15 protein-coding genes, 2 tRNA genes and 1 rRNA gene are annotated in these 18,522 nt (G+C 71.5%); 5 read left to right on the forward strand and 13 right to left on the reverse strand.

The window, feature by feature from the left end:
• Both NDW01_RS36550 and NDW01_RS36555 read right to left on the reverse strand, forming a co-directional pair.
• Nucleotides 1–87: ribosomal RNA gene (locus NDW01_RS36550) — 16S ribosomal RNA — on the reverse strand; the annotation flags it as partial.
• Nucleotides 88–712: 625 nt separating this feature from the next.
• Nucleotides 713–1,768 (reverse strand): LacI family DNA-binding transcriptional regulator, encoded by a 1,056-nt coding sequence (locus tag NDW01_RS36555; protein ID WP_252828935.1) that lies wholly within the window; start codon nucleotides 1,766–1,768, stop codon nucleotides 713–715.
• A gap of 255 nt (nucleotides 1,769–2,023) precedes the next feature.
• On the opposite strand from NDW01_RS36555, the gene NDW01_RS36560 reads away from it, so the two are divergent.
• From NDW01_RS36560 to NDW01_RS36570, 3 genes are all read left to right on the forward strand, one after another.
• Nucleotides 2,024–3,538: a pectinesterase family protein gene (locus NDW01_RS36560; protein WP_252828936.1), complete on the forward strand. Its 1,515-nt coding sequence runs from the start codon at nucleotides 2,024–2,026 to the stop codon at nucleotides 3,536–3,538.
• Nucleotides 3,539–3,677: 139 nt separating this feature from the next.
• A complete protein-coding gene (locus tag NDW01_RS36565) occupies nucleotides 3,678–6,194 on the forward strand; it encodes a TIM-barrel domain-containing protein (RefSeq protein WP_252828937.1) in 2,517 nt (838 codons plus the stop codon).
• A 19-nt stretch (nucleotides 6,195–6,213) separates the two neighbouring features.
• Nucleotides 6,214–7,638, forward strand: coding sequence for a glycoside hydrolase family 28 protein (locus tag NDW01_RS36570; RefSeq protein ID WP_252828938.1), 1,425 nt, complete (start codon nucleotides 6,214–6,216; stop codon nucleotides 7,636–7,638).
• Between the two features lie 13 nt (nucleotides 7,639–7,651).
• Here NDW01_RS36570 and NDW01_RS36575 read toward each other — a convergent pair whose 3' ends face one another.
• The 4 genes from NDW01_RS36575 to NDW01_RS36590 all read right to left on the reverse strand — a co-directional run bounded on the left by NDW01_RS36575 (nucleotide 7,652) and on the right by NDW01_RS36590 (nucleotide 10,234).
• Nucleotides 7,652–8,011, reverse strand: coding sequence for a DUF488 domain-containing protein (locus NDW01_RS36575; RefSeq protein WP_252828939.1), 360 nt, complete (start codon nucleotides 8,009–8,011; stop codon nucleotides 7,652–7,654).
• Nucleotides 8,012–8,062: 51 nt separating this feature from the next.
• Nucleotides 8,063–9,109 carry a tetratricopeptide repeat protein gene (locus NDW01_RS36580; protein WP_252828940.1) on the reverse strand — a complete coding sequence of 349 codons (1,047 nt, stop codon included), beginning with the start codon at nucleotides 9,107–9,109 and terminating at the stop codon, nucleotides 8,063–8,065.
• A gap of 52 nt (nucleotides 9,110–9,161) precedes the next feature.
• Complete coding sequence (locus NDW01_RS36585; RefSeq protein ID WP_252828941.1) at nucleotides 9,162–10,019, reverse strand: class I SAM-dependent methyltransferase; 858 nt, start codon at nucleotides 10,017–10,019, stop codon at nucleotides 9,162–9,164.
• Between the two features lie 138 nt (nucleotides 10,020–10,157).
• Nucleotides 10,158–10,234, reverse strand: a tRNA-Met gene (locus NDW01_RS36590).
• A gap of 371 nt (nucleotides 10,235–10,605) precedes the next feature.
• On the opposite strand from NDW01_RS36590, the gene NDW01_RS36595 reads away from it, so the two are divergent.
• The gene (locus NDW01_RS36595; RefSeq protein WP_252828942.1) at nucleotides 10,606–11,115 is read left to right on the forward strand and encodes a hypothetical protein; all 510 of its coding nucleotides are present in this window, start codon (nucleotides 10,606–10,608) and stop codon (nucleotides 11,113–11,115) included.
• A gap of 5 nt (nucleotides 11,116–11,120) precedes the next feature.
• On the opposite strand, the gene NDW01_RS36600 is transcribed toward NDW01_RS36595, so the two are convergent.
• The 3 genes from NDW01_RS36600 to NDW01_RS36610 all read right to left on the reverse strand — a co-directional run bounded on the left by NDW01_RS36600 (nucleotide 11,121) and on the right by NDW01_RS36610 (nucleotide 14,894).
• Nucleotides 11,121–11,762 (reverse strand): hypothetical protein, encoded by a 642-nt coding sequence (locus tag NDW01_RS36600; RefSeq protein ID WP_252828943.1) that lies wholly within the window; start codon nucleotides 11,760–11,762, stop codon nucleotides 11,121–11,123.
• Nucleotides 11,763–11,848: 86 nt separating this feature from the next.
• Nucleotides 11,849–11,925, reverse strand: a tRNA-Met gene (locus NDW01_RS36605).
• A 50-nt stretch (nucleotides 11,926–11,975) separates the two neighbouring features.
• Nucleotides 11,976–14,894 carry a UPF0182 family membrane protein gene (locus NDW01_RS36610; protein WP_252828944.1) on the reverse strand — a complete coding sequence of 973 codons (2,919 nt, stop codon included), beginning with the start codon at nucleotides 14,892–14,894 and terminating at the stop codon, nucleotides 11,976–11,978.
• A gap of 119 nt (nucleotides 14,895–15,013) precedes the next feature.
• Between NDW01_RS36610 and NDW01_RS36615 the strand changes: the two genes are divergently transcribed.
• Complete coding sequence (locus NDW01_RS36615) at nucleotides 15,014–15,514, forward strand: PPA1309 family protein (RefSeq protein WP_252786710.1); 501 nt, start codon at nucleotides 15,014–15,016, stop codon at nucleotides 15,512–15,514.
• Between the two features lie 20 nt (nucleotides 15,515–15,534).
• Here NDW01_RS36615 and NDW01_RS36620 read toward each other — a convergent pair whose 3' ends face one another.
• From NDW01_RS36620 to NDW01_RS36635, 4 genes are all read right to left on the reverse strand, one after another.
• On the reverse strand, nucleotides 15,535–16,587 hold the full coding sequence (locus tag NDW01_RS36620) for a YlbL family protein (RefSeq protein WP_252828945.1): 1,053 nt from the start codon (nucleotides 16,585–16,587) through the stop codon (nucleotides 15,535–15,537).
• Nucleotides 16,588–16,597: 10 nt separating this feature from the next.
• The gene (locus NDW01_RS36625) at nucleotides 16,598–16,789 is read right to left on the reverse strand and encodes a hypothetical protein (RefSeq protein WP_252786712.1); all 192 of its coding nucleotides are present in this window, start codon (nucleotides 16,787–16,789) and stop codon (nucleotides 16,598–16,600) included.
• Nucleotides 16,790–16,847: 58 nt separating this feature from the next.
• Entirely contained in the window at nucleotides 16,848–17,270 is a 423-nt protein-coding gene (locus tag NDW01_RS36630) for a molybdenum cofactor biosynthesis protein MoaE (protein WP_252828946.1), read from the reverse strand.
• A 166-nt stretch (nucleotides 17,271–17,436) separates the two neighbouring features.
• The gene (locus NDW01_RS36635) at nucleotides 17,437–18,522 is read right to left on the reverse strand and encodes an NAD-dependent epimerase/dehydratase family protein (protein ID WP_252828947.1); all 1,086 of its coding nucleotides are present in this window, start codon (nucleotides 18,520–18,522) and stop codon (nucleotides 17,437–17,439) included.

An 18,522-nucleotide genomic window follows, 5' to 3' on the forward strand; every position in this document is an offset into this window, starting at 1 on the left:
GTACCCCGAAGGGCCTTTCCGCTCGACTTGCATGTGTTAAGCACGCCGCCAGCGTTCGTCCTGAGCCAGGATCAAACTCTCCGTTAAGGCCAAACGACGATCATCGGCGAAGACGACCGCCAAACCCAACGAAAAAAATCCCGGCAAGAATCATACTTGCCAAAGGAATCCAAACCAACCACAATCAACCCCGAAGGACCGACCATGATCAGCGAGGACCATAAAGGCACTGGCTTTTAGCACACTGTTGAGTTCTCAAGAAACGGACACACACCGTCCGGAACCCGACTCCCGCCGGACCCCGTCTGGGGCAACCCTTCTACTTTAGCGCCCCCGCTCCGCTTGTCAACCCCGATCCGAAGATCTTTTCGGAATCGACACACGAAACCGGAACACCCCCTCCAGACAGCAACCACCCCGACCAGCAGAACCGGCCGCAACAGCACCATCCAGAAGATCCCCACCGGGCCGACCGCCAGATCCAACCGGCGTCCTGCATCCCGTCTCGGGGCGACCACGCCATGCTACCCCGTCCGAACGCGAGTCCGAACCGAACAACTCAGTGTGGGTTCCCCCGGGCCGGCCGCCTTCCGGCGTCCCGCTCCCCTGGGGGCGAAGAGAACATTACGGCCGCCTTGAGACCCCGTCAAATCAAGCGATCCGGCAGGCGAACCGCCACGTGCCGCCGCTCCACCGGCCCTCGGGTGGGCGGTCACCGGTCGCCGGCGGTCTCGCGCTGCGAGGCCCGCGCTCCGGTCGGTGCGGCGGTCGAGCCGCGGACGACCAGTTCCGGCGTCACCTCGACGACCGAGCCGATCCTGCCGTCGGCGCCGGTGTCGACGAACAGATCCCAGGCCCGCCGTCCGAGATCCTGCTTGTCGACCGTCACCGTGGTGAGCCGCGGGGAGACCAGGCGGCTGAGCGCGATGTCGTCGAAGCCGGTGAGTGAGATCTCCTCCGGTACCGCGACGCCGAGTTCGTCGAACCGGGCGAGCGCGCCCAGGGCGACGTAGTCGCTGAACGCCATCACGGCCGTCGCTCCGCTCGCGAGGGCCGCGTCGGCGGCTCGATGTCCGTCGACACTGCTCGATCCGCACGGGATCTGGACGATCTCCAGGTCCGACCCGGCGGCCGTCCGGACGGCTCGTTGCCGGGCGCGCTCGGACCAGGCGCGTGCGGGTCCGCGCAGGTACGCGACGCGGTGGTGGCCGAGTTCACGCAGGTGGCGGCAGATCGATGCGACTCCCGCCCCGAAGTCCACCGCCACCGCCGGAATCCGGCTGCCCCGGCTGCGCCGGTTGACGCAGACCAGCCGTGGTACGGCGGATGCCAGCTCGGTGAGCTCCCACTGACTCATCCGCGGCGAGCACAGGACGATGCCGTCGGCCCACCGGGACAGTTCGAGGGCGGCGTCGCGTTCGGCGCCGGCCTTCTCCCCGGTGTCGGCGACGAGCGTGCGGAAGTCGGCGTGCTGGGCCGCGTTCGTGACGCCTTTGAGCACCTCGGCGAAGTACGGGTTGCTCAGGTCCGGTACGACGACCCCGACCGCGGAGGTGGTGCCGCGCAGCAGTCCCTGCGCCGCCGGATTCGGCCGGTAGCCGAGCCGCGCGACCGCCGCGCGTACCCGCTGTTCCGGCTCTGCCGAAACGGGCTTGGAGCCCGTGAGGACACGGGACACCGTGGCGGGAGAAACGCCGGCCTCCCGTGCCACGTCGATGATCGTTGCGCGCGGCGGCCGCGCCCCCGTGCCGGTCTGCGCCCTGCCCATGGCGGCATTGCACCATACGTTCCGCCCACCCGGCGCGGGGGATCCGCCGTGAAAGACGGTGGAAGCGGGGTTGACGACCCCGGACCGGCGTGCGACGGTCGGAAAAGGTTTTCCCTGGCTCCTCTGAACGCGGTGCCGGCCCTTGGCCGGCGGTGGCGTGACCCGCCCGCCGCGGCCGGAGGAGGTCACCGGCGCAGCGGGGAGGCGGGCATGCGCGGAACGCCGGCTCGATGGGTGCCCCTCCTGGTGGCTGCGGTGACCACCTCAGCGACCGCCGCCACCACAGTGACCGCCGCCACCACACGGGCCGGCGCCACACGGGCCGGCGCCACTGCGGCGATCACTACCACCGCCGCCGCGACCGCCGGCCTTGGCGTGAGCCGCATCGACCACGCCGGGTGGCCGGCCGTGCCCGCGAGGTTCTCCCCCGCCGGTGCCCGCCGGGGCGTCTGTGTCGACGCGCCATTGCGGCTCGTCGCCGACCGCCCGCTGGAGCCGGGCACCTCCGGTCGCATCGAGGTGCACCGCGCGGACGGCACCCTGGCCGATGCGATCGACCTGGCCGACCCGCGCTCGTACCGCCGCACGATCGGCGACGCGGTCTCCGACACCGGGGTCCCGCACTCCTTCGCGTACGACCCGGTGCTCGCCGAGGGGAACACCGCGACGATCACGCTGCACCACCGGCTCGACTACGGGCGGACGTACTACGTCACGGTCGACGCGGCGGTGTTCCCCGGCTTCCCCGGCATCCAGGACCCGACGACGTGGCGGTTCCGGACCCGGGCCGCCCCGCCCCGTACCGGGACCCGGCGCCTGACGGTCGCTGCGGACGGACGGGGCGACTTCTGCACGGTGCAGGGCGCGATCGACTTCGTTCCGGAGGGCAACACGCGGACGGTGTCGATCGACGTCGCCCCCGGTACGTACCGCGAGATCGTCTACGTCCGCGCCGACCGCCCGCACCTCACGGTCCGCGGGGCGGGCCGGGACCGTACCGTGATCGAGTACGCCAACAACAACCGGCTCAACGGGGACACCGCACTCGCCGGGTCCACCGATCCGGGTGACGTCTGCCCGCGCCAGGCGCTGCCCGGTCACGACACGTACAACTGCTGGCGGGCGCTGTACGGCGTGGAGGCGGCCGACTTCCGGCTGCGGGACCTCACGCTGCGCAACACCACGCCGTACGGCGGGTCGCAGGCGGAGGCGTTCCGCGGCAACGCCGACCGGATCACGCTGCGGCGCGTGACCCTGGACTCGTTCCAGGACACCCTCCGCCTGCAGGGCCGCAGCTACGTCACGGACAGCCTGATCTCCGGTGACGTGGACTTCGTGTGGGGCACCGGCGCGGTGTTCGTCCGGCGCACCGAGCTGCGCTCCCTGCACGGCGGTTACGTCACCCAGGCGCGGAACGACGGGGCACACGCCGGTTACGTGTTCGTCGACGATCGCCTGACCCGCGGGCCGGAGGCGCCGGACGCGTCGGTGTACCTCGGACGGATCGACCCGACGGTGTACCCGGACAGCCAGGTGGTCTTCATCCGGACGGCGATGGACGCGCACGTCCGGCCCGACGGCTGGCAGCTGAACAACGCCGACTGCGCGAAGGCGCCGAGCGTGCGGTTCTGGGAGTACGGGAGCACCGACCCGGCCGGAGCGCCGCTCGACACGGGCGCCCGCCTGCCGTGCTCCCGGTCGCTGACCGCCGCCGAGGCGTCCTGGTGGAGCGACCCGGCCCACGTTCTGGGCGGCTGGCGGCCCCGATGACGTCCCGCCGCCGAGCCCCGGACCCGCGAGGACGCCGGCGCGTCCGCCCGCCCCGGTCCCGTACGGCGCCGGAGACCGCGGTCCGTCGCAGCGCCGAAACCCTCCGCCGCAGCACCGAAACCGTGGGAGGAACACGCACGTGATCCGCCGCCGAACGCCCGCCCGGCTCCGCCGCCGCGCGCCGGTCCTGTTGTCCGGTCTCCTTCTCCTGCTCGCCCTGCTGCCGGTCGCCTGGCCGGGCGCCCGTGCCGCCGAGCCCAGCGCGACCGCCAAGCCCAGCGCGCCCGCCGTGGCCTGGCGGGTCGACGCCGCGCCGTTCGGGCTGACCTTCCTGGACCACGGCCGCCCGGTCACCGCGGAGGCGGGCGGGGCGGTCGCCGGACCGGGCGGCCGGCTGTCCTACCAGGTCGGCGGGTCCGCCACGAGCCGGGACGGCGCGACGTACCACCGCCTGACCGACCTGGTCTCCCGGCGGTCCGTACGGGGTGGCACGGCCTACACGGTGGCGACGGACGAGCCCGCCCGTACCGCGACGGTCACGGTCACGCGTACCGCGCAGGGCGTGCGGGTGCGGTGGTCGTTCAGCCCGTCGAGCGACGTCACCGCCGTGTTCGAGGCGCTGACGGCGGGCGGGAACGAGCACTACCTCGGCGGCAGCTCCGCCGCGTACGTCGATCTGCGCGGGCACATCCGCGGCTGGAGCCCGGGCAAGGAGGGCAACGAGGCCGGCGACTACTGCCAGAACCAGGAGCAGTCCGCGAGCACCTTCTACCTCAGCTCCGGCGGGTACGGGCTGTGGGCCGACACCGACCACGTCGGCCGGTTCGCGTTCCCCGGCGCGACGCAGCAGAGCGACGGGCCGACCTGCGCGAGCACTCCGAAACCGCCGAGCGGCGCGGCGCAGCCGTACCCCTGCCCGGTCGCGGCGGCCGCGCAGCCGGACCGGGTGCAGATCTGCGCGAAGGACGCCGGTCTGTCCTACGACGTGTACACCGGCTCGCCGGCGGCGGTGACCAGTGCGTACCACCGCGCGGTGGGCCTGCCGAGCATGCCGCCGGCGAGCGAGTTCGCGCTGATGAAGTGGCGTGACGTCAACGCCGACCAGGCGCAGGTGCTGGACGACGTGGCGCAGCTGAAGAGGCTGGACATCCCGGTCGGCACGATCTGGATCGACAACCCGTGGGAGCGCCAGCCCGCCGGCAACACCCACCGGATCAACGGCAGCGCCTGCACGAACAGCGGCGAGTTCGACCCGACGTTCTTCCCGGACCCGCAAAGGATGATCGACGAGATCCACGCGCAGGGTGTCCGGTTCGGGCTGTGGGTGACCTCCCACGTGGTGAGCGCGCCGTCGTCCGCGCAGGGCGGCGGCTCGTGCGCCGGCGTCAACGACGTCTGGGCGAAGAACGGCTGGCTCGTCCCCGGCACCAACTACATCGACTTCACGAACCCGGCCGCGCGCGAGCACTACGTCGAGCAGCTCACCAAGATCTTCAAGATGGGCGTCGACATGGCCAAGGAGGACCGCAGTGAGGAGTACCGGTTCGAGACGACGTCCTTCGCCGGCGGTTCGGGCGCGGGCCTGTACCTGCGCTACCCGGACCTGTACCAGTCCGCGGTCACCGAGGCGATGCGGCGGGCGCACGGGAACGACTTCGAGACCCTCGTACGGGCGGGGGTGCCCGGCACGGCGCAGCACACGCACGGCATGTGGGGCAGCGACGTGTTCGAGACGTTCGCCGGCCTGCGCACGTCGGTCCGGTACGGCACGAGCGAGTCGCTGACCGGGCACTTCGCCTGGGGCTCCGACACCGGCGGCATCGACCCGAAGTCGCCGGCGAACGCGACGAACAGCCCGACGCCGTCGCTGTTCACCCGCTGGGCGCAGTTCAGCGCGGTCAGCCCGGTGTTCGAGGTCGGCGGCGCCGGACTGAACGCGACGCCCTGGAAGTACGACCCCGACACGATCCGGCGGTTCCGCGACGCCGTGACCCTGCACTACGAGCTGTTCCCCTACCTGTACGGGCTGGCGCGGAACGCTTCGCGCACCGGTGTGCCGATCCTGCGGGCCCTCGGCTTCCAGTACCCCGGCGACCCGGACGCGTGGGCCCAGGACCAGGAGTTCATGGTCGGCCCGGACCTGCTCGCCGCGCCGGTCACCGCCGACCGTGCCGACGCCGACGGCGCGGCGGGCCGGCCGACGCCGGTGGACGTGTACCTGCCGCCCGGGCGCTGGGTGGACCTGTACGGCGGCCAGGTCGTCGACGGCGGCCGCACGATCACCCGCGAGACGAGCCTGGACGAGTTCCCGCTGTACCTGCGAGCGGGTGCGTCGATCGGGTTCGACACCCGCGTGCTCGGCGGCTGGCGGACCGGTGAGCTGTCCCGGCCGGGACTGAGCGGCACGCTGTACGCGCCGGAGGCGGGCCGCGCCGTCCGGCTGCGCGTGTCCGGCACCGGAGAACGGCAGACCGTCGTGCTGCTGCCGCAGGCGCCCCGGTCGGTCACCGTTGACGGCCGCGCCCTGCCCCGCGCGGCGGACACCGGGGCGCTGCGGGCCGCGCGGGAGGGCTGGACGTTCGCCTCCGGCCCGTTCGGCGGAGTCGTGCTGAAACTCACTCTTCACGGCCGCACCGCGGACGTGGCGATCCGTTGACCGACCCCCTGGAGGAACAATGAGCGGATCATGGCCTCGGCGGCGTTTCCTCGGAGCCAGCGGCGCCGTCGTCGGCGGCGGGCTGCTGGCGTCCGCCCTCGGCGGGCCCGCCCTCGCCGACGCCGACCCGTGGCGGGCCGCCGACCGGATCCGCCGCCGGGTGCGCGCGCCGCGCTTCCCCCACCACCGCGTCCGGATCACCGACTTCGGCGCGAAGGGCGACGGCACGACCGACTGCACGCGCGCGTTCGAGGCGGCGATCAGCGCCTGCGCGCGCCACGGCGGCGGGCAGGTCGTCGTCCCGCCCGGCCGCTATTCGACCGGGCCGATCAGGCTCCGCAGCCACGTCGACCTGCACGTCGGCGAGGGGGCGACGGTCCTGTTCAGCCCCGACCCGGCGCGGTACCTGCCCGCCGTCCACACCCGCTGGCAGGGCGTCGAGTGCTACAACTACTCGCCCCTCATCTACGCGTACGGCGCCCGGAACATCGCGATCACCGGCTCCGGCACCCTCGACGGGCAGGCGAGCACCACGGCGTGGTGGCCGTGGAAGGGCAAGCCGGAGTACGGCTGGAAGCCCGGCGATCCGCAGGAGGGCCCGGACTGGACGCTCCTGCAGCAGTGGGCCGACCAGGGCGTGCCCGTACGGGACCGGGTCCTCGGCGCCGGGCACTACCTGCGGCCGAACATGATCCAGCCGTACCGCTGCGAGAACGTCCTGATCGAGGGCGTCACGATCGTGAACTCGCCGATGTGGGAGATCCACCCGGTCCTGTCGCGCAACGTCCTCGTCCGCGACGTCACGGTGATCAGCCACGGACCGAACAACGACGGCTGCGACCCCGAATCCTCCACCGACGTCGTGATCACGGGCTGCACCTTCGACACGGGTGACGACTGCATCGCGATCAAGGCGGGTCGCAACGCCGACGGCCGCCGTGTGAACGTGCCGAGCCGGAACATCCTCGTCGAGGACTGTGAGTTCCGCGACGGCCACGGCGGCGTCACGATCGGCAGCGAGATGACCGGCGGCGTGGCCGGCGTCTTCGCCCGGAACCTGCGGATGACCAGCCCGAACCTCAATAGTTGCCTGCGGCTGAAGACCAACTCCATGCGGGGCGGCTACATCCACGACGTGTACCTGAAGGACGTCGAGGTCGGGCAGCTGTCCGTCGCCGCGATCCAGGTCGACTTCTACTACGACGAGGGGCCCGGCCACCCGTACAACCCGGACGTGAGCGGCATCCACGTCGAGAACCTGCACGTCGGCACCACGGAGTACGTGCTGGACATGCGCGGCTACCCGGACGCGCCGATCAAGGACGTCACGCTCGCGCACTGCCGGTTCGACACGGCGACGGCGGCGGACATCGTGGAGAACGTCGAGGGCCTCGTCCTCACCGACGTGACCGTCAACGGCTCCCCGGCCAGCGCGCCCGCCTGATCCGGCACCGCACCTATTCGCCGAGCCTGTCCCGGAGGTGATCGCGGAGGACGACGGCCTGGTTGTGCTCGGTGTCGCGCGCGGAGTACAGCAGCGTCACGCGCCCCTTCCGGGCGGCATCGAGCAAGGGGCGTTCGGCCTCGGGCCGTTCGTCGAGCTCCCGGCGGTACCGCTCGGCGAACTCGGCGAACCGCTCGGGCCGGTGCCCGAACCACTGCCGGAGGTCCGAGGAGGGCGCGACGTCGCGCAGCCAGCCGTCGATCTCCAGGTCGGCCTTCCGCACTCCACGCGGCCACATGCGGTCCACCAGGAAGACCGCGCCCTCCCCGTCCTCCGCCTCGTCATAGACGCGGCGGATCTCGATAGGCCCCATGCCTGGGCCCTACCCGTCCGGGCGCACGGTGTCACAGGGACGACGGCGGTGTCAGCGCCCCAGGCGGCGCAGGACGTCGGAGGCCAGCTCCTTGACCTGCCGGTCGCCCTGCTTCATCGCCGTGCGCAGGTGACGCTCCGCGGCGGCCGGGTCGGTGTCGGCGAGGACCACGCCGACGTAGCAGTGCCCGAGCGCCGCGACGTTCCGGTCCGGCGAGCCGGCGGCCGTCTCGAAGCAGGCGAACGCCTCGGGCACGCGGTTCGCGTCCATGTAGATGATCCCGAGGTTGATCCCGGCCTTCGGGGCGAACTCCGGGTCTCCGGTGGCGTAGGCCGTCTTGAAGGCGTTCTGGGCGCCCGGGACGTCTCCCGCGCCGCGGAGGATCTCACCGAGGTGGAACGCGCCCCGGGGCGCCGCCGACGGGACGCCGGACTCCATCGCCTTCCGGTAGAGCGGGATCGCGCCCTCGACGTCACCCGAGCGGTCGCGGATGAGCGCGAGCTGGAGCGCCGCCTGGGGCACGACGTGCGCGACCCCGCACTCGAGCGCCACGGCCAGCACCTCGACCGCCTGCTCGTCGTGGCCGGCCGCGCTCAGCATCTCCGCCAGGGACAGCGCCGCCAATCCCGCGCTCCTGCGCCGCGGCATGCCGATCACCCGTTCGTACTCCGCGGCCGCCTGCGCGTGCTTTCCGCGCGACTCCAGGATCACGCCGCGCAGGTAGGCGGCCTCCGCCAGCACGTCGAGGTCGGTGTTCCCGACCGCGTCGTCGATGGCCGCCAGGGCCTTGCGGTGCTTGCCCCGCTTGAGCTCGATCCAGCCCAGGGCCAGCCGCCCGGCGGCCAGGACCTTGGCGTCGCCATCGGCGAGCGCGCTCAGGGCCACGAGCCGGGCCGTGTCGAGGAAGCCGAGCGCGGCCAGTCCGCCGCCGAGGTCCAGCGCGAAGTCGAAGTCGAGCCCCAGCGCGTTCTGCTCGATCAGTGCCTCGACGCGAGCCGGCGAACGCATGAGTTCGGCCAGCTGCGCCTCCCGCTCGGCGTCCAGGATCGCCGCCACGAGAGCCTCATCCGGGTCCTCACCGGCCTGCTCCGAGGACATCGGCACCACCCTTTCCGTTGATCAGTCCACCGGCCGTATCGTTCGTGAGACGTCACCGGCGCCGGTGCTCCTGCTCCGAGGGCGCGAACCGGACGGCCATGACGGGCAGGCCGGTGACGCCGAGCTCGCGGATCGGGCGGAGGTGGTTCAGCAGCGGGAACAGCGCGCCGTGCCACGGGCCGCGGCCCCGCGGAGGGCGCAGGTCGCGCAGCTCGGCGATGTTCGGGATGGCCCGGATGCGGTCCTTCTCCGCGGCGTCCACGGCCCAGGGCATCGGCGGCGCCTGATAGCCCTGGGCGTTCTTCATGCGGCCCTCGACCGTGCGGCGGCTGAACCACGGCGGCACCCCGTCGAAGACCATCGTGGCGCCCGGGAACCGCTCCGCGCACATGGCGAGGAGCCGGTGGACCTGGTCGGGCTCGAAGTACATCAGCAGGCCCTGGGCCGACAGGAGCAGGCCGTCCGTGGGATCGGCGTGCCGGGTCCACTCCTCGTCCAGCGCCGAGCCGGCGAGGGTCCGCCGCCGGGGCGGGTCGTCGGGCAGCAGGCGCGCACGCAGCTCGATGGTCTCTGGAAGGTCGACCGTGAGCCAGCGGACCGAGCCGTTGTCGACCCGCCAGAACTGGGTCTCCAGGCCCTCGCCGAGCGCCACCACCTGGCCGTCGGGATGCTCGCCGAGGAACCGCCGGACCTCGTCGTCGAAGCAGCGGGCGCGCAGGGCCTGCCACTGGCCCAGCCCTGCCGCGCCGAACCGGTCCGCGAAGGGGTAGTCGAGGGCGTCGACCAGCTCGACGGCCTTGGGATCGTGCAGGACCGCGTCCGGCCGCCTGGCCTCGGTCGCGCGCTGGTGGAGGTTCCAGAGCAGCGTCTCCGGAACGCCCTCGAGCGTGACCTTCGCACGATCCGGCATCCGCGCTTCCTTCCGTACGGGGGGCGAGATCAGACCGGGACTTGTCGGATAGACGGTGGCGCGCGGCCGATGGTTCCCTGCGCGAATATCCGCGTACGAAAAAAAGAGGCCCGGAGAGTCGGACTCTCCGGGCCTCACTGGTAGCGGGGGCAGGATTTGAACCTGCGACCTCTGGGTTATGAGCCCAGCGAGCTACCGAGCTGCTCCACCCCGCGTCGGTGTGGTCATACGTTATGCGGCCCCGGCGCCCGGCGCAAATCGATTCCGCGCCCGCGCCGCTTCCAGCACTCCGAGAACCCCGCCCCACCTGCACGGACGCCGCGCACGATCGCTTCGTGGGAAGCGCTCCCGCGCGGGCCTGGGACTCCGACGATCCGTCGATCGCCGGGAGCCCGGACGTGCGCAAGCGTCCAGCGGACCACGGTCCGTAGCAGAAGAACTGCGATAACGCGCCGACTCCACCAGAACGGATAAGTGACCTGATTCGGTCGCCCGGAAAACGCGTCCAATCCCTCAAAAGACACATAAAGGCCGCTGAATTCCCCTCTAACGTGAGCCCCTCGCACATCGAACCAAGGGGGAATTCATGAAGCTTCCTGTGCGTGTTCTCGCCGTCGGGGGCCTCGCGGCGGTGCTCGTCTCGACGGTGGGACTCTCCACGGCCGACGCCTCGACCACGGACTCGACCGTCACCATCACCGCGACCCGAACGGCGGGTCCCGGAGCGCGGGCCGCCGCCGACGTGATCACCTGCAAGATCACCGCGCACAACCCGCACTACTCCCACCACGCGCACGCGAAGAACCGCGACATCGTCAACGTCACCGCGGACATCACGTGCACCAAGAAGGTCGCGGGGATCTCCATCCAGGTCGCGCTCTACAAGAACAACACGCTGTACAAGAAGAGCGCCGTGAAGCGGAACGCCGGCAAGAACTACATCAGCCAGAACGCCGCCCGCCGGTGCGTCAAGAAGCAGCACTACACCGGGGTGGCCGTCGGGACGGTGAACTTCCCGCCCGGTTACACGCCGTCCTCCAAGAGCGGCCGTAGCCAGAGCAAGACCGTCTACATCGCGGCATGCACGAAGAAGTGACGCGGTCAGCCGAGCGGGTCGGACAGCTCGGCCGGTAGCGCCTCGAGACGCGATCCGCCCGTCAGGTCCTCGACCAGGCGGGCGGATCCGCCCACGTAGGTGGAGTCCAGGTCGACGTCGGTCGCCACGCACCACGCCCGGTCCTCCGGCCAGATCAGGCTCGGCGACTGCGGGAAGAAGTAGCCCGGCCCCCGGTCGCCGAACTCCGTGGCGGCGTCGAGGGGCCCTTCGTACAGCAGGTGGTCGCGGCCCGGCAGGTGGAACACCGGGCCGTCGGCGTCGAGCCAGCCCCAGCCGTCCCACAGGCCGAAGTAGCAGTGCTCCGGCGTGCCGGTGTGCGCCGCCAGGACCTCGCAGAGGACCGGCAGCAGCTCCGCGGGGAACGACCCGGCCCGTGGCTCCTCGTCCTCCGGCCCGGCGATGTCCGTGAAACGCGTATGGGAGTCGACGGCGCGCCCGGAGCGTTCGGCGACCTCCCGCCAGCGCAACGGCCGCCCGTCCGCCGACTCCGCAGGATGCGGCAGCCGCGCGTACGCCGCGAACCCGGCGGGCAGCAGCGCGTGCACGCCGGAGTCGAAGTCCCCGACCCCCGCTTGGATCCACGCGGCGGGCGAGACGTCGGCGAGGGGTCTAAGGCGGAAGAGCATGGCTCAAGCCTCCGGCGCGGGCGCGGGCGGCGCAAGCGGTTGGAACGACAAGAGGCCCAGAGGATGATCCTCTGGGCCTCTCGACCTGGTAGCGGGGGCAGGATTTGAACCTGCGACCTCTGGGTTATGAGCCCAGCGAGCTACCGAGCTGCTCCACCCCGCGTCGATGGCTCAACTCTATGGGGCACGCGGAGCCCTGGCAAATCGGCGGCCTCACCGCGTCGGCTTCGGCGTCGGGGTCGGAGCCGCCGGCGGGCTCGTCGCCGGTGTCGCCGTCGCCCTCGGCGTCGCGGACGTCGTCGGCGCCGGCCGGGCGCCGCTCTGCTTCTGCAGCCTGGCCAGCTCGTCCAGCGCGGTCTTCAGCCGTTTCTGCGCCTCGCCGTACCCGGCCCAGTCGTTGTTCTTCAGGGCCGTCTGGGCGTCGCCGTAGGCGCGGTTCGCCGCGTCGATCGCCGCGCGGATGTCCTCGTTGGCCTGCAGGGGCGGGCCGGTGGTCGCCGTCGCGCCGCCGCCGAGCACCTGGCCGAGCGCGTCCTGGAGGGTGGCTCCAAAGCCGATGTCGTTGCCGTACGAGACCAGGACCCGTTTCAGCAGCGGGTAGGCTCCGCCCCCGGAGTTGGCCTGCAGGTAGACGGGCTCGACGTACAGGAACCCGCCGCCGAAGGGCAGCGTCAGCAGGTTGCCGCTGACGGTCCTGGATCCGGGGCCGCGGAGCAGAGTCAGTTGCTGTGACACGGTCGGGTTGTTCTCGAAGGTGTTCTGCACCTGCTCCGGTCCGGGCGTCACCTGGCTGCGGGGCACCTGGAGGATGCGGATCCGCCCGTACGTCGGGCTCGTCGGCACGCTGTCCACGGCCATGAAGGCGGTCAGGTTCGTGACCTTGCCCTTCGGCGTGAACGTCGAGGTCAGCGAGAAGCCCGGGTCGTTCGCGCCGGGCATCTTGACGCTCAGGTAGTACGGCGGCTCGACGGTGCCCTCACCGGTCGGGTCGTCGGGGATCTGCCAGAAGTCGCCGCCGCCGTAGAAGGCCTGCGGGTTCTGGACGTGGTAGCGGGCGAGGATGCCGCGCTGCACCTTGAACAGGTCCTCCGGGTACCGCAGGTGCGCCAGGAGGTCGTTCGGGATCGCCGACCGCGGGCGTACGGTGCCGGGGAACGCCTTCATCCAGGTCTTCAGCACCGGGTCCTGCTCGTCCCAGGCGTAGAGGGTGACGGTGCCGTCGTAGGCGTCGACCGTGGCCTTCACCGAGTTGCGCATGTAGTTGACGCGGTCCCCGGCCTGGGCCGCGACCGACACCCGGCTCTCGGTGTTGGTGTCCCGCGTGGCGTCGGCCAGGCTGGTGCCCTCCGAGTAGGGGTAGTTCGTCGCGGTGGTGTAGCCGTCGACGATCCACACGATCCGGCCGCCGACGACCGCGGGGTAGGGGTTGCCGTCGACCTTCAGCCAGGGCGCGGCCTTCTGCACGCGCTCGCGCGGCGTCCGGTCGTACAGGATCCGCGACCTGGAGTTGATCGCTCCGGACAGCAGGAGGTTCTTCTCCTTGAACCGCAGGGCGTACAGCGTCCGGTCGAACAGCGAGCCGATCGGGACGCCGCCCTTGCCGTCGTAGGCGGTGTTGGTCTGCCCGCTGGGGCTCTTGTCGTCGGGGTAGTCCACCTCGCGCTGCTCGGTGCCGCCGACGATGGAGTAGCCCGGCGAGCGTTCGCCGAAGTAGACGCGCGGCTGGGTGATGTTCAGCGAACCGGTCGGCGGGATGTCCTTCTCGGTGAAGACCGGCGCGCCCTGGGCGTCGACCTGGTTGCCCGGGGCGGCGACGAAGCCGTACCCGTGCGTGTAGACGAGGTGGTTGTTGATCCAGTTGTTCTGGCCGGACGGCGGGCCCGCGATCTCCCGTACGGCGACGACGGTGTCGCGCAGGGTCCCGTCGTCACCGGGGTACCGGTCGATGTCCAGCGGGTTGGGGAATTTGTACCACCCCTTGATCTGCTGGAGCTGCTGGTACGTCGGCGAGACGACGGCGGGGTCGAGCAGCCGCACGTTGGGCAGGGTCGAGGTCTCCTGCTTGGCCTGCTCCGGCGACAGCTTGGTGTTCGGGACGTAGTCGGTGACCTGGGTGTCCGCCACGCCGTACGCCTGGCGGGTGGCCACGATGTTGCGGCCGATGTACTTGGCCTCCTTGTCCACCTCGTTGGGCTTGACCTGGAAGGTCTGGATCAGCAGCGGGTAGACGCCGCCGATGAGGATGGCCGACAGGACCAGCAGGCCGAACGCCATGCCGGGCAGCATCGCGCCGCGCCGTACGAGCGTGGCGAAGAACATCAGCGCGCAGATCAGCGCGATCACCGCGAGGATCGTCTTGGCGGGCAGCACGGCGTTGACGTCGGTGTACGAGGGGCCGGTGACGACCCCGCGGTGGGAGTCGGCCAGACCCCACCGGTCGAACCAGTACGCGACCGCCTTCAACAGCACGAAGACGCCGAACAGCACCGACAGGTGCGCGCGCGCCGCCGGCCCGACCCGCTCCCCCGGTCCCTGGAGCCGCAGCCCGCCGTACAGGTAGTGCACGATCAGCGCGGCGACGAAAGCCAGGATGACCGCCGCGAACAGGAAGCCGAGCACGAGCCGCAGCAGCGGGTACGTGAAGACGAAGAACGAGATGTCCTTGTGGAACTGCGGATCCTTGACGTGGAACGGCTGCCGGTTCACGAACGCCAGCCAGGTGCGCCACCGCCCGGCCGCCGAGGACCCGGCCAGCAGGCCCGCCAGCGTCAGCACCCCGGCGAGCAGCAGCCGGCGGTGCGGGTCCACCGCGGCGCGGTAGCGGTCCAGGCCCTGCTGCTCGACCGAGGCCGGGCGGTACGGCGGGCGCAGGCGGTAGGCGACGACGACGTTGGCGCCGAGGATGAGGATCATCAGCAGACCGGCGCACAGGAACAGCGTCACGCGCGTGGTGATCTGCGTGGTGTAGACCGCGGAGAACCCGACGGATCGGTACCAGAGCACGTCGGTCCAGATCGCGGTGAACGCGAAGAAGAGCGCCACCAGGATCGCCAGGACCACGATGACGCGCGCCAGCAGCCGTGATCGGCCCACGCGGATCCGGCTGAAAGAGCCGGGGCTTCGGAAGGACACGGCCACTCCCCTTCGCCGGGTTTCTCTGATGGGCAACTTACCGACCTTCGCCCGGGTTCCCGCGACGGGGCGGACACCTGTGGCGGAATGGTGTCCGGCGGCGATGAAAAGATGGGCCAATGACCCGATTGGAGGAGGTCGTTCGCGACCTCGAGCGTCACGCGGCCGCCGCGGGCTGGGACGCCCCGCCCCGGCTGTACGCCCTGGTGGAGGCCCCGGAGCTGAATCGCACCGAGCCCGAGCTCGCCCGGCAGCTCGGCGTCCCGGACGAGCCGGACGGCATCGCCGCCCTCGAACAGCCCGACCTGCCCCTCGACCGGCCGATCGAGGACGTCCTGCACGGCATCGAGTGGCCCGGTCAGGTCGCCGGCTGCGCGCTGATCCTCGAGCGGATCCTGCTACCGGAAGACGCCGAGGACGAGGCGCCGGACGAGGACCCGGCGACCTGGGCGGCCCGGCATCCCGGCCGGGAGGACGTACGCCTCGTCGTGGGCGTGCTGCGCGACGGGTCCCGCTACTCGGCCATGCGGCTGCGCGGCCACGACAGCGACGACGAGGTGCTCACCGGCCCCGAGCTCGTTCCCCACCTGACCGACGCGCTGGCCTCGACGCTCGACTAGAGCCTGTCGCGACGTCCCCGTCAGGCGGCGGGGCAGGCGGGGACGTTGCCCTGGCCGGTCCGGATGGCGGCCAGGGCCTGCAGGGCACCGTGCATGGTGTCGACCCGGACCAGCCGCAGGCCCTTGGGCTTGGAGGCGACGGCGTCGGCGCAGTTCTGCGTCGGGGTGAGGAAGACGGTGGCCCCGGCCTGCCGTGCGGCGACCATCTTCTGCTGGATGCCGCCGATCGGCCCGACCTGGCCGTCCGGCGTGATCGTCCCGGTGCCGGCGATGAACCGGCCGCCCGTGATGTCCTCGGGCGTCAGCTTGTCGTAGATGCCGAGGGAGAACATCAGCCCGGCGCTGGGGCCGCCGACGTCACCGACGCTGATCTTGACGGTGACGGGGAACTGGTACTTCTCCTTGAGGATCACGCCGACGATCGCCTTGCCCGCCTTGTCCGGCGAGACGACCGTCTTCACCGGCACCTTGATCTCCTTGCCGTCCCGCTTGACGGTGAAGGTCACCATGTCACCGGGCTTGTGGGCGCCGACGCCCGCGGTGACGCCGGTGATGTCCTTGATCTGCCTGCCGTCGATCGCGGTGATCTGGTCGCCGGGCCGCAGTCTGCCGTCCGACGGCAGCCCCTTCTGGACGGAGTCGACCAGGACCGCGGTGGTGACGGGCTTGTGCAGCTCGTTCATCGCGGCGGCGGTGGCGGACTCCTGGGAGTCCGTCATCTCCTGGACGTTCTCCTGCTCGACCTTCTTGGTGGAGACGTTCTTCGGGAAGATCGTCTCTTCGGGCACGATGGCGACGTCCGGATCGAGCCAGCCGCGCAGCGCGGTGAACAGGTCGATCCGGTTCCCCGGGCCGCCCTGATAGGCCACCGTGACGAAGTTGAGGTGCCCGTCGGTCGGGTAGGTCGGCGCGCCGGTGATCTGGATCAGCGGGCCCTTGCCGAGCCGGCCGAGCGTGTCCGTCGTCGGACCGGGCCGGAGCGCGACGTAGGGCACGGGCATGAGCGCCGCGGCCAGGCCCAGCAGAAAGATCAGGCAGCTCGCGACGACCAGAGTGGCAGCACGGCGGGACATGCCCGGAAGCCTACGCGGTCGACCGCGGCCGCCGCCCCCGGGTCTTGCGACGTGGCCCCTCCAGGGCATCACGGAAACGCTTGAAGTGCTCGATCTCCTCGAACGACCCCCGAACCCGTGGCCTGCGTCCCCGCAGGGTCATCAGGGCCCCTGTCAGCAGAGCCACGGCCACCGGGATGGCCCACCACGCCAGAATGGACATGCGCGTCACCTCGGTACGAAGCGTTATACCCAGGGTAACCTGCGCGCTCCGCCGCAGGTCAGTTCGCGCCCACCCATTCCTCGTCGCCGTCCGTGAAGCTCTGGTGCTTCCAGATGGGGACCTGCGCCTTCAGGTCGTCGATCAGCATCCGGCAGGCGGCGAACGCCTCCGCGCGGTGCGGGCAGGCGGCGGCCACGACGACGGCGAGATCGCCGATCTCCAGGTCGCCGATCCGGTGCGCCGCCGCGATCGCGCGGACGGGGAACTCCGCGGCGACCTTCTCCAAGACGGTGCGCAGCGCCTCGACGGCGGTCGGATGCGCGGAGTAGGACAGCCGCGCCACCGCGCGCCGGTGGTCCTCGTCGCGCACGGTGCCGACGAACAGCGCCGTGCCGCCCGCGCCGGGGTCGGCAACGGCGGCGAGCACCTCGTCCACCGAGAGCGGGGTCTCACGGATTTCGGCCAGCCGGATCACGTCCACGGACGAACGGTACCCGCTGGGCCGACCATCCTCCCTGGTCGGTACGGGCCGAAGCTGAGAGGCGTACGCGGGCTCACCGGTCGCATCCGCGAGGCAGCCCCCGCCTCCGGACCTCGCATGTACCGAGGCCGGAATTCGTTCGGCCCGCGCCCGAAGTCGGCCGGGACTAGCTGCGGCGCTTGCGCCGGGCCCGCCGCACGATCGCCGCAGTGCCGATGACGGCGACGGTCGCGCCCGCGGCGGTCGCCATCGTGGCCTCCTTGCGGGCCAGCCTGCGGCCGACCACGGCGTGCCGTCCGGAGACCTCCTCGAGCAGCGCGGCCAGCGCCTCGGCGTTGTCGTGCGCCGGCTTCCAGCCCGCCTGGCGCAGCGTCGCGCCGTCGGCCACCCAGGGATAGACCACATAGTGCAGGTCGGTGGCCGGCGCCGGCGTCACGCCGATGCGGTGGAGCCGCTGCGCGGTGCCGAAGGTGATCGCGGCCGGCAGCTCGAAGCGGCGCCGTCCCGTGATCTGCTCGACCTCGTCCTGCTCCAGCCAGCCCTCGCTGCCGACGGCGACGCGACCGGAGATCTCCCCGGTGATCGCGAGTTCGAGGGCGCTGACCAGGTCGTCGATGTGGCAGAACTGCCAGCGGGGCTCGCAGCCCTTGACCGTGAGCAGCCGGGGCGCCTCGAAGTGACGGGTCACCACGGTGTCGATCCCGGGGCCGACCAGCGCGGCGGGCCGCAGCACGGTCACGGTCATGCCGGGATGCGCCACCGGCGCCATCGCCGCCAGCTCCTCGATCTCCAGGAAGTCGCCCACGATGCCGTCGTCGGGCTCGGCCGCGAGCGGCGAGTCCTCCGGGAGTGGCACCGGGTTCTCCGCCTGCGCGCCGTACACCATCGCGCTCGTCATGACGATCACCCGGCGGACCCGGACCGCCGCCGCGGCGGTGATCACGGTCTGCGCACCGCGGACGTTGTACGCGCGCCGCTCCCGGTGATCGGTGTCCGGGGACAGGTCCATGTCGAGGTGGACGATCACGTCGACGTCGGAGATGCGGTTGGTCAGCTGCGGGTCGCGGACGTCGACCACGCGCCAGGTGATCCCCGACACGTCCCCGCGGTGGTCGTCGAGGCCGATGACCTTCTTGATGTCCCCCGAGTCCGCCAGCCGGGCGACCAGGGCACGTCCGATGCCGTCGGCCGCCCCCGTGACGGCGACGACGGGCCCCGTGCTACGCCGTGGGCGAACCTCTCGTGTACTCAA

Source organism: Actinoallomurus soli, assembly GCF_024055715.1.
In the GTDB taxonomy this organism is placed as follows: Bacteria; Actinomycetota; Actinomycetes; order Streptosporangiales; family Streptosporangiaceae; genus Actinoallomurus; species Actinoallomurus soli.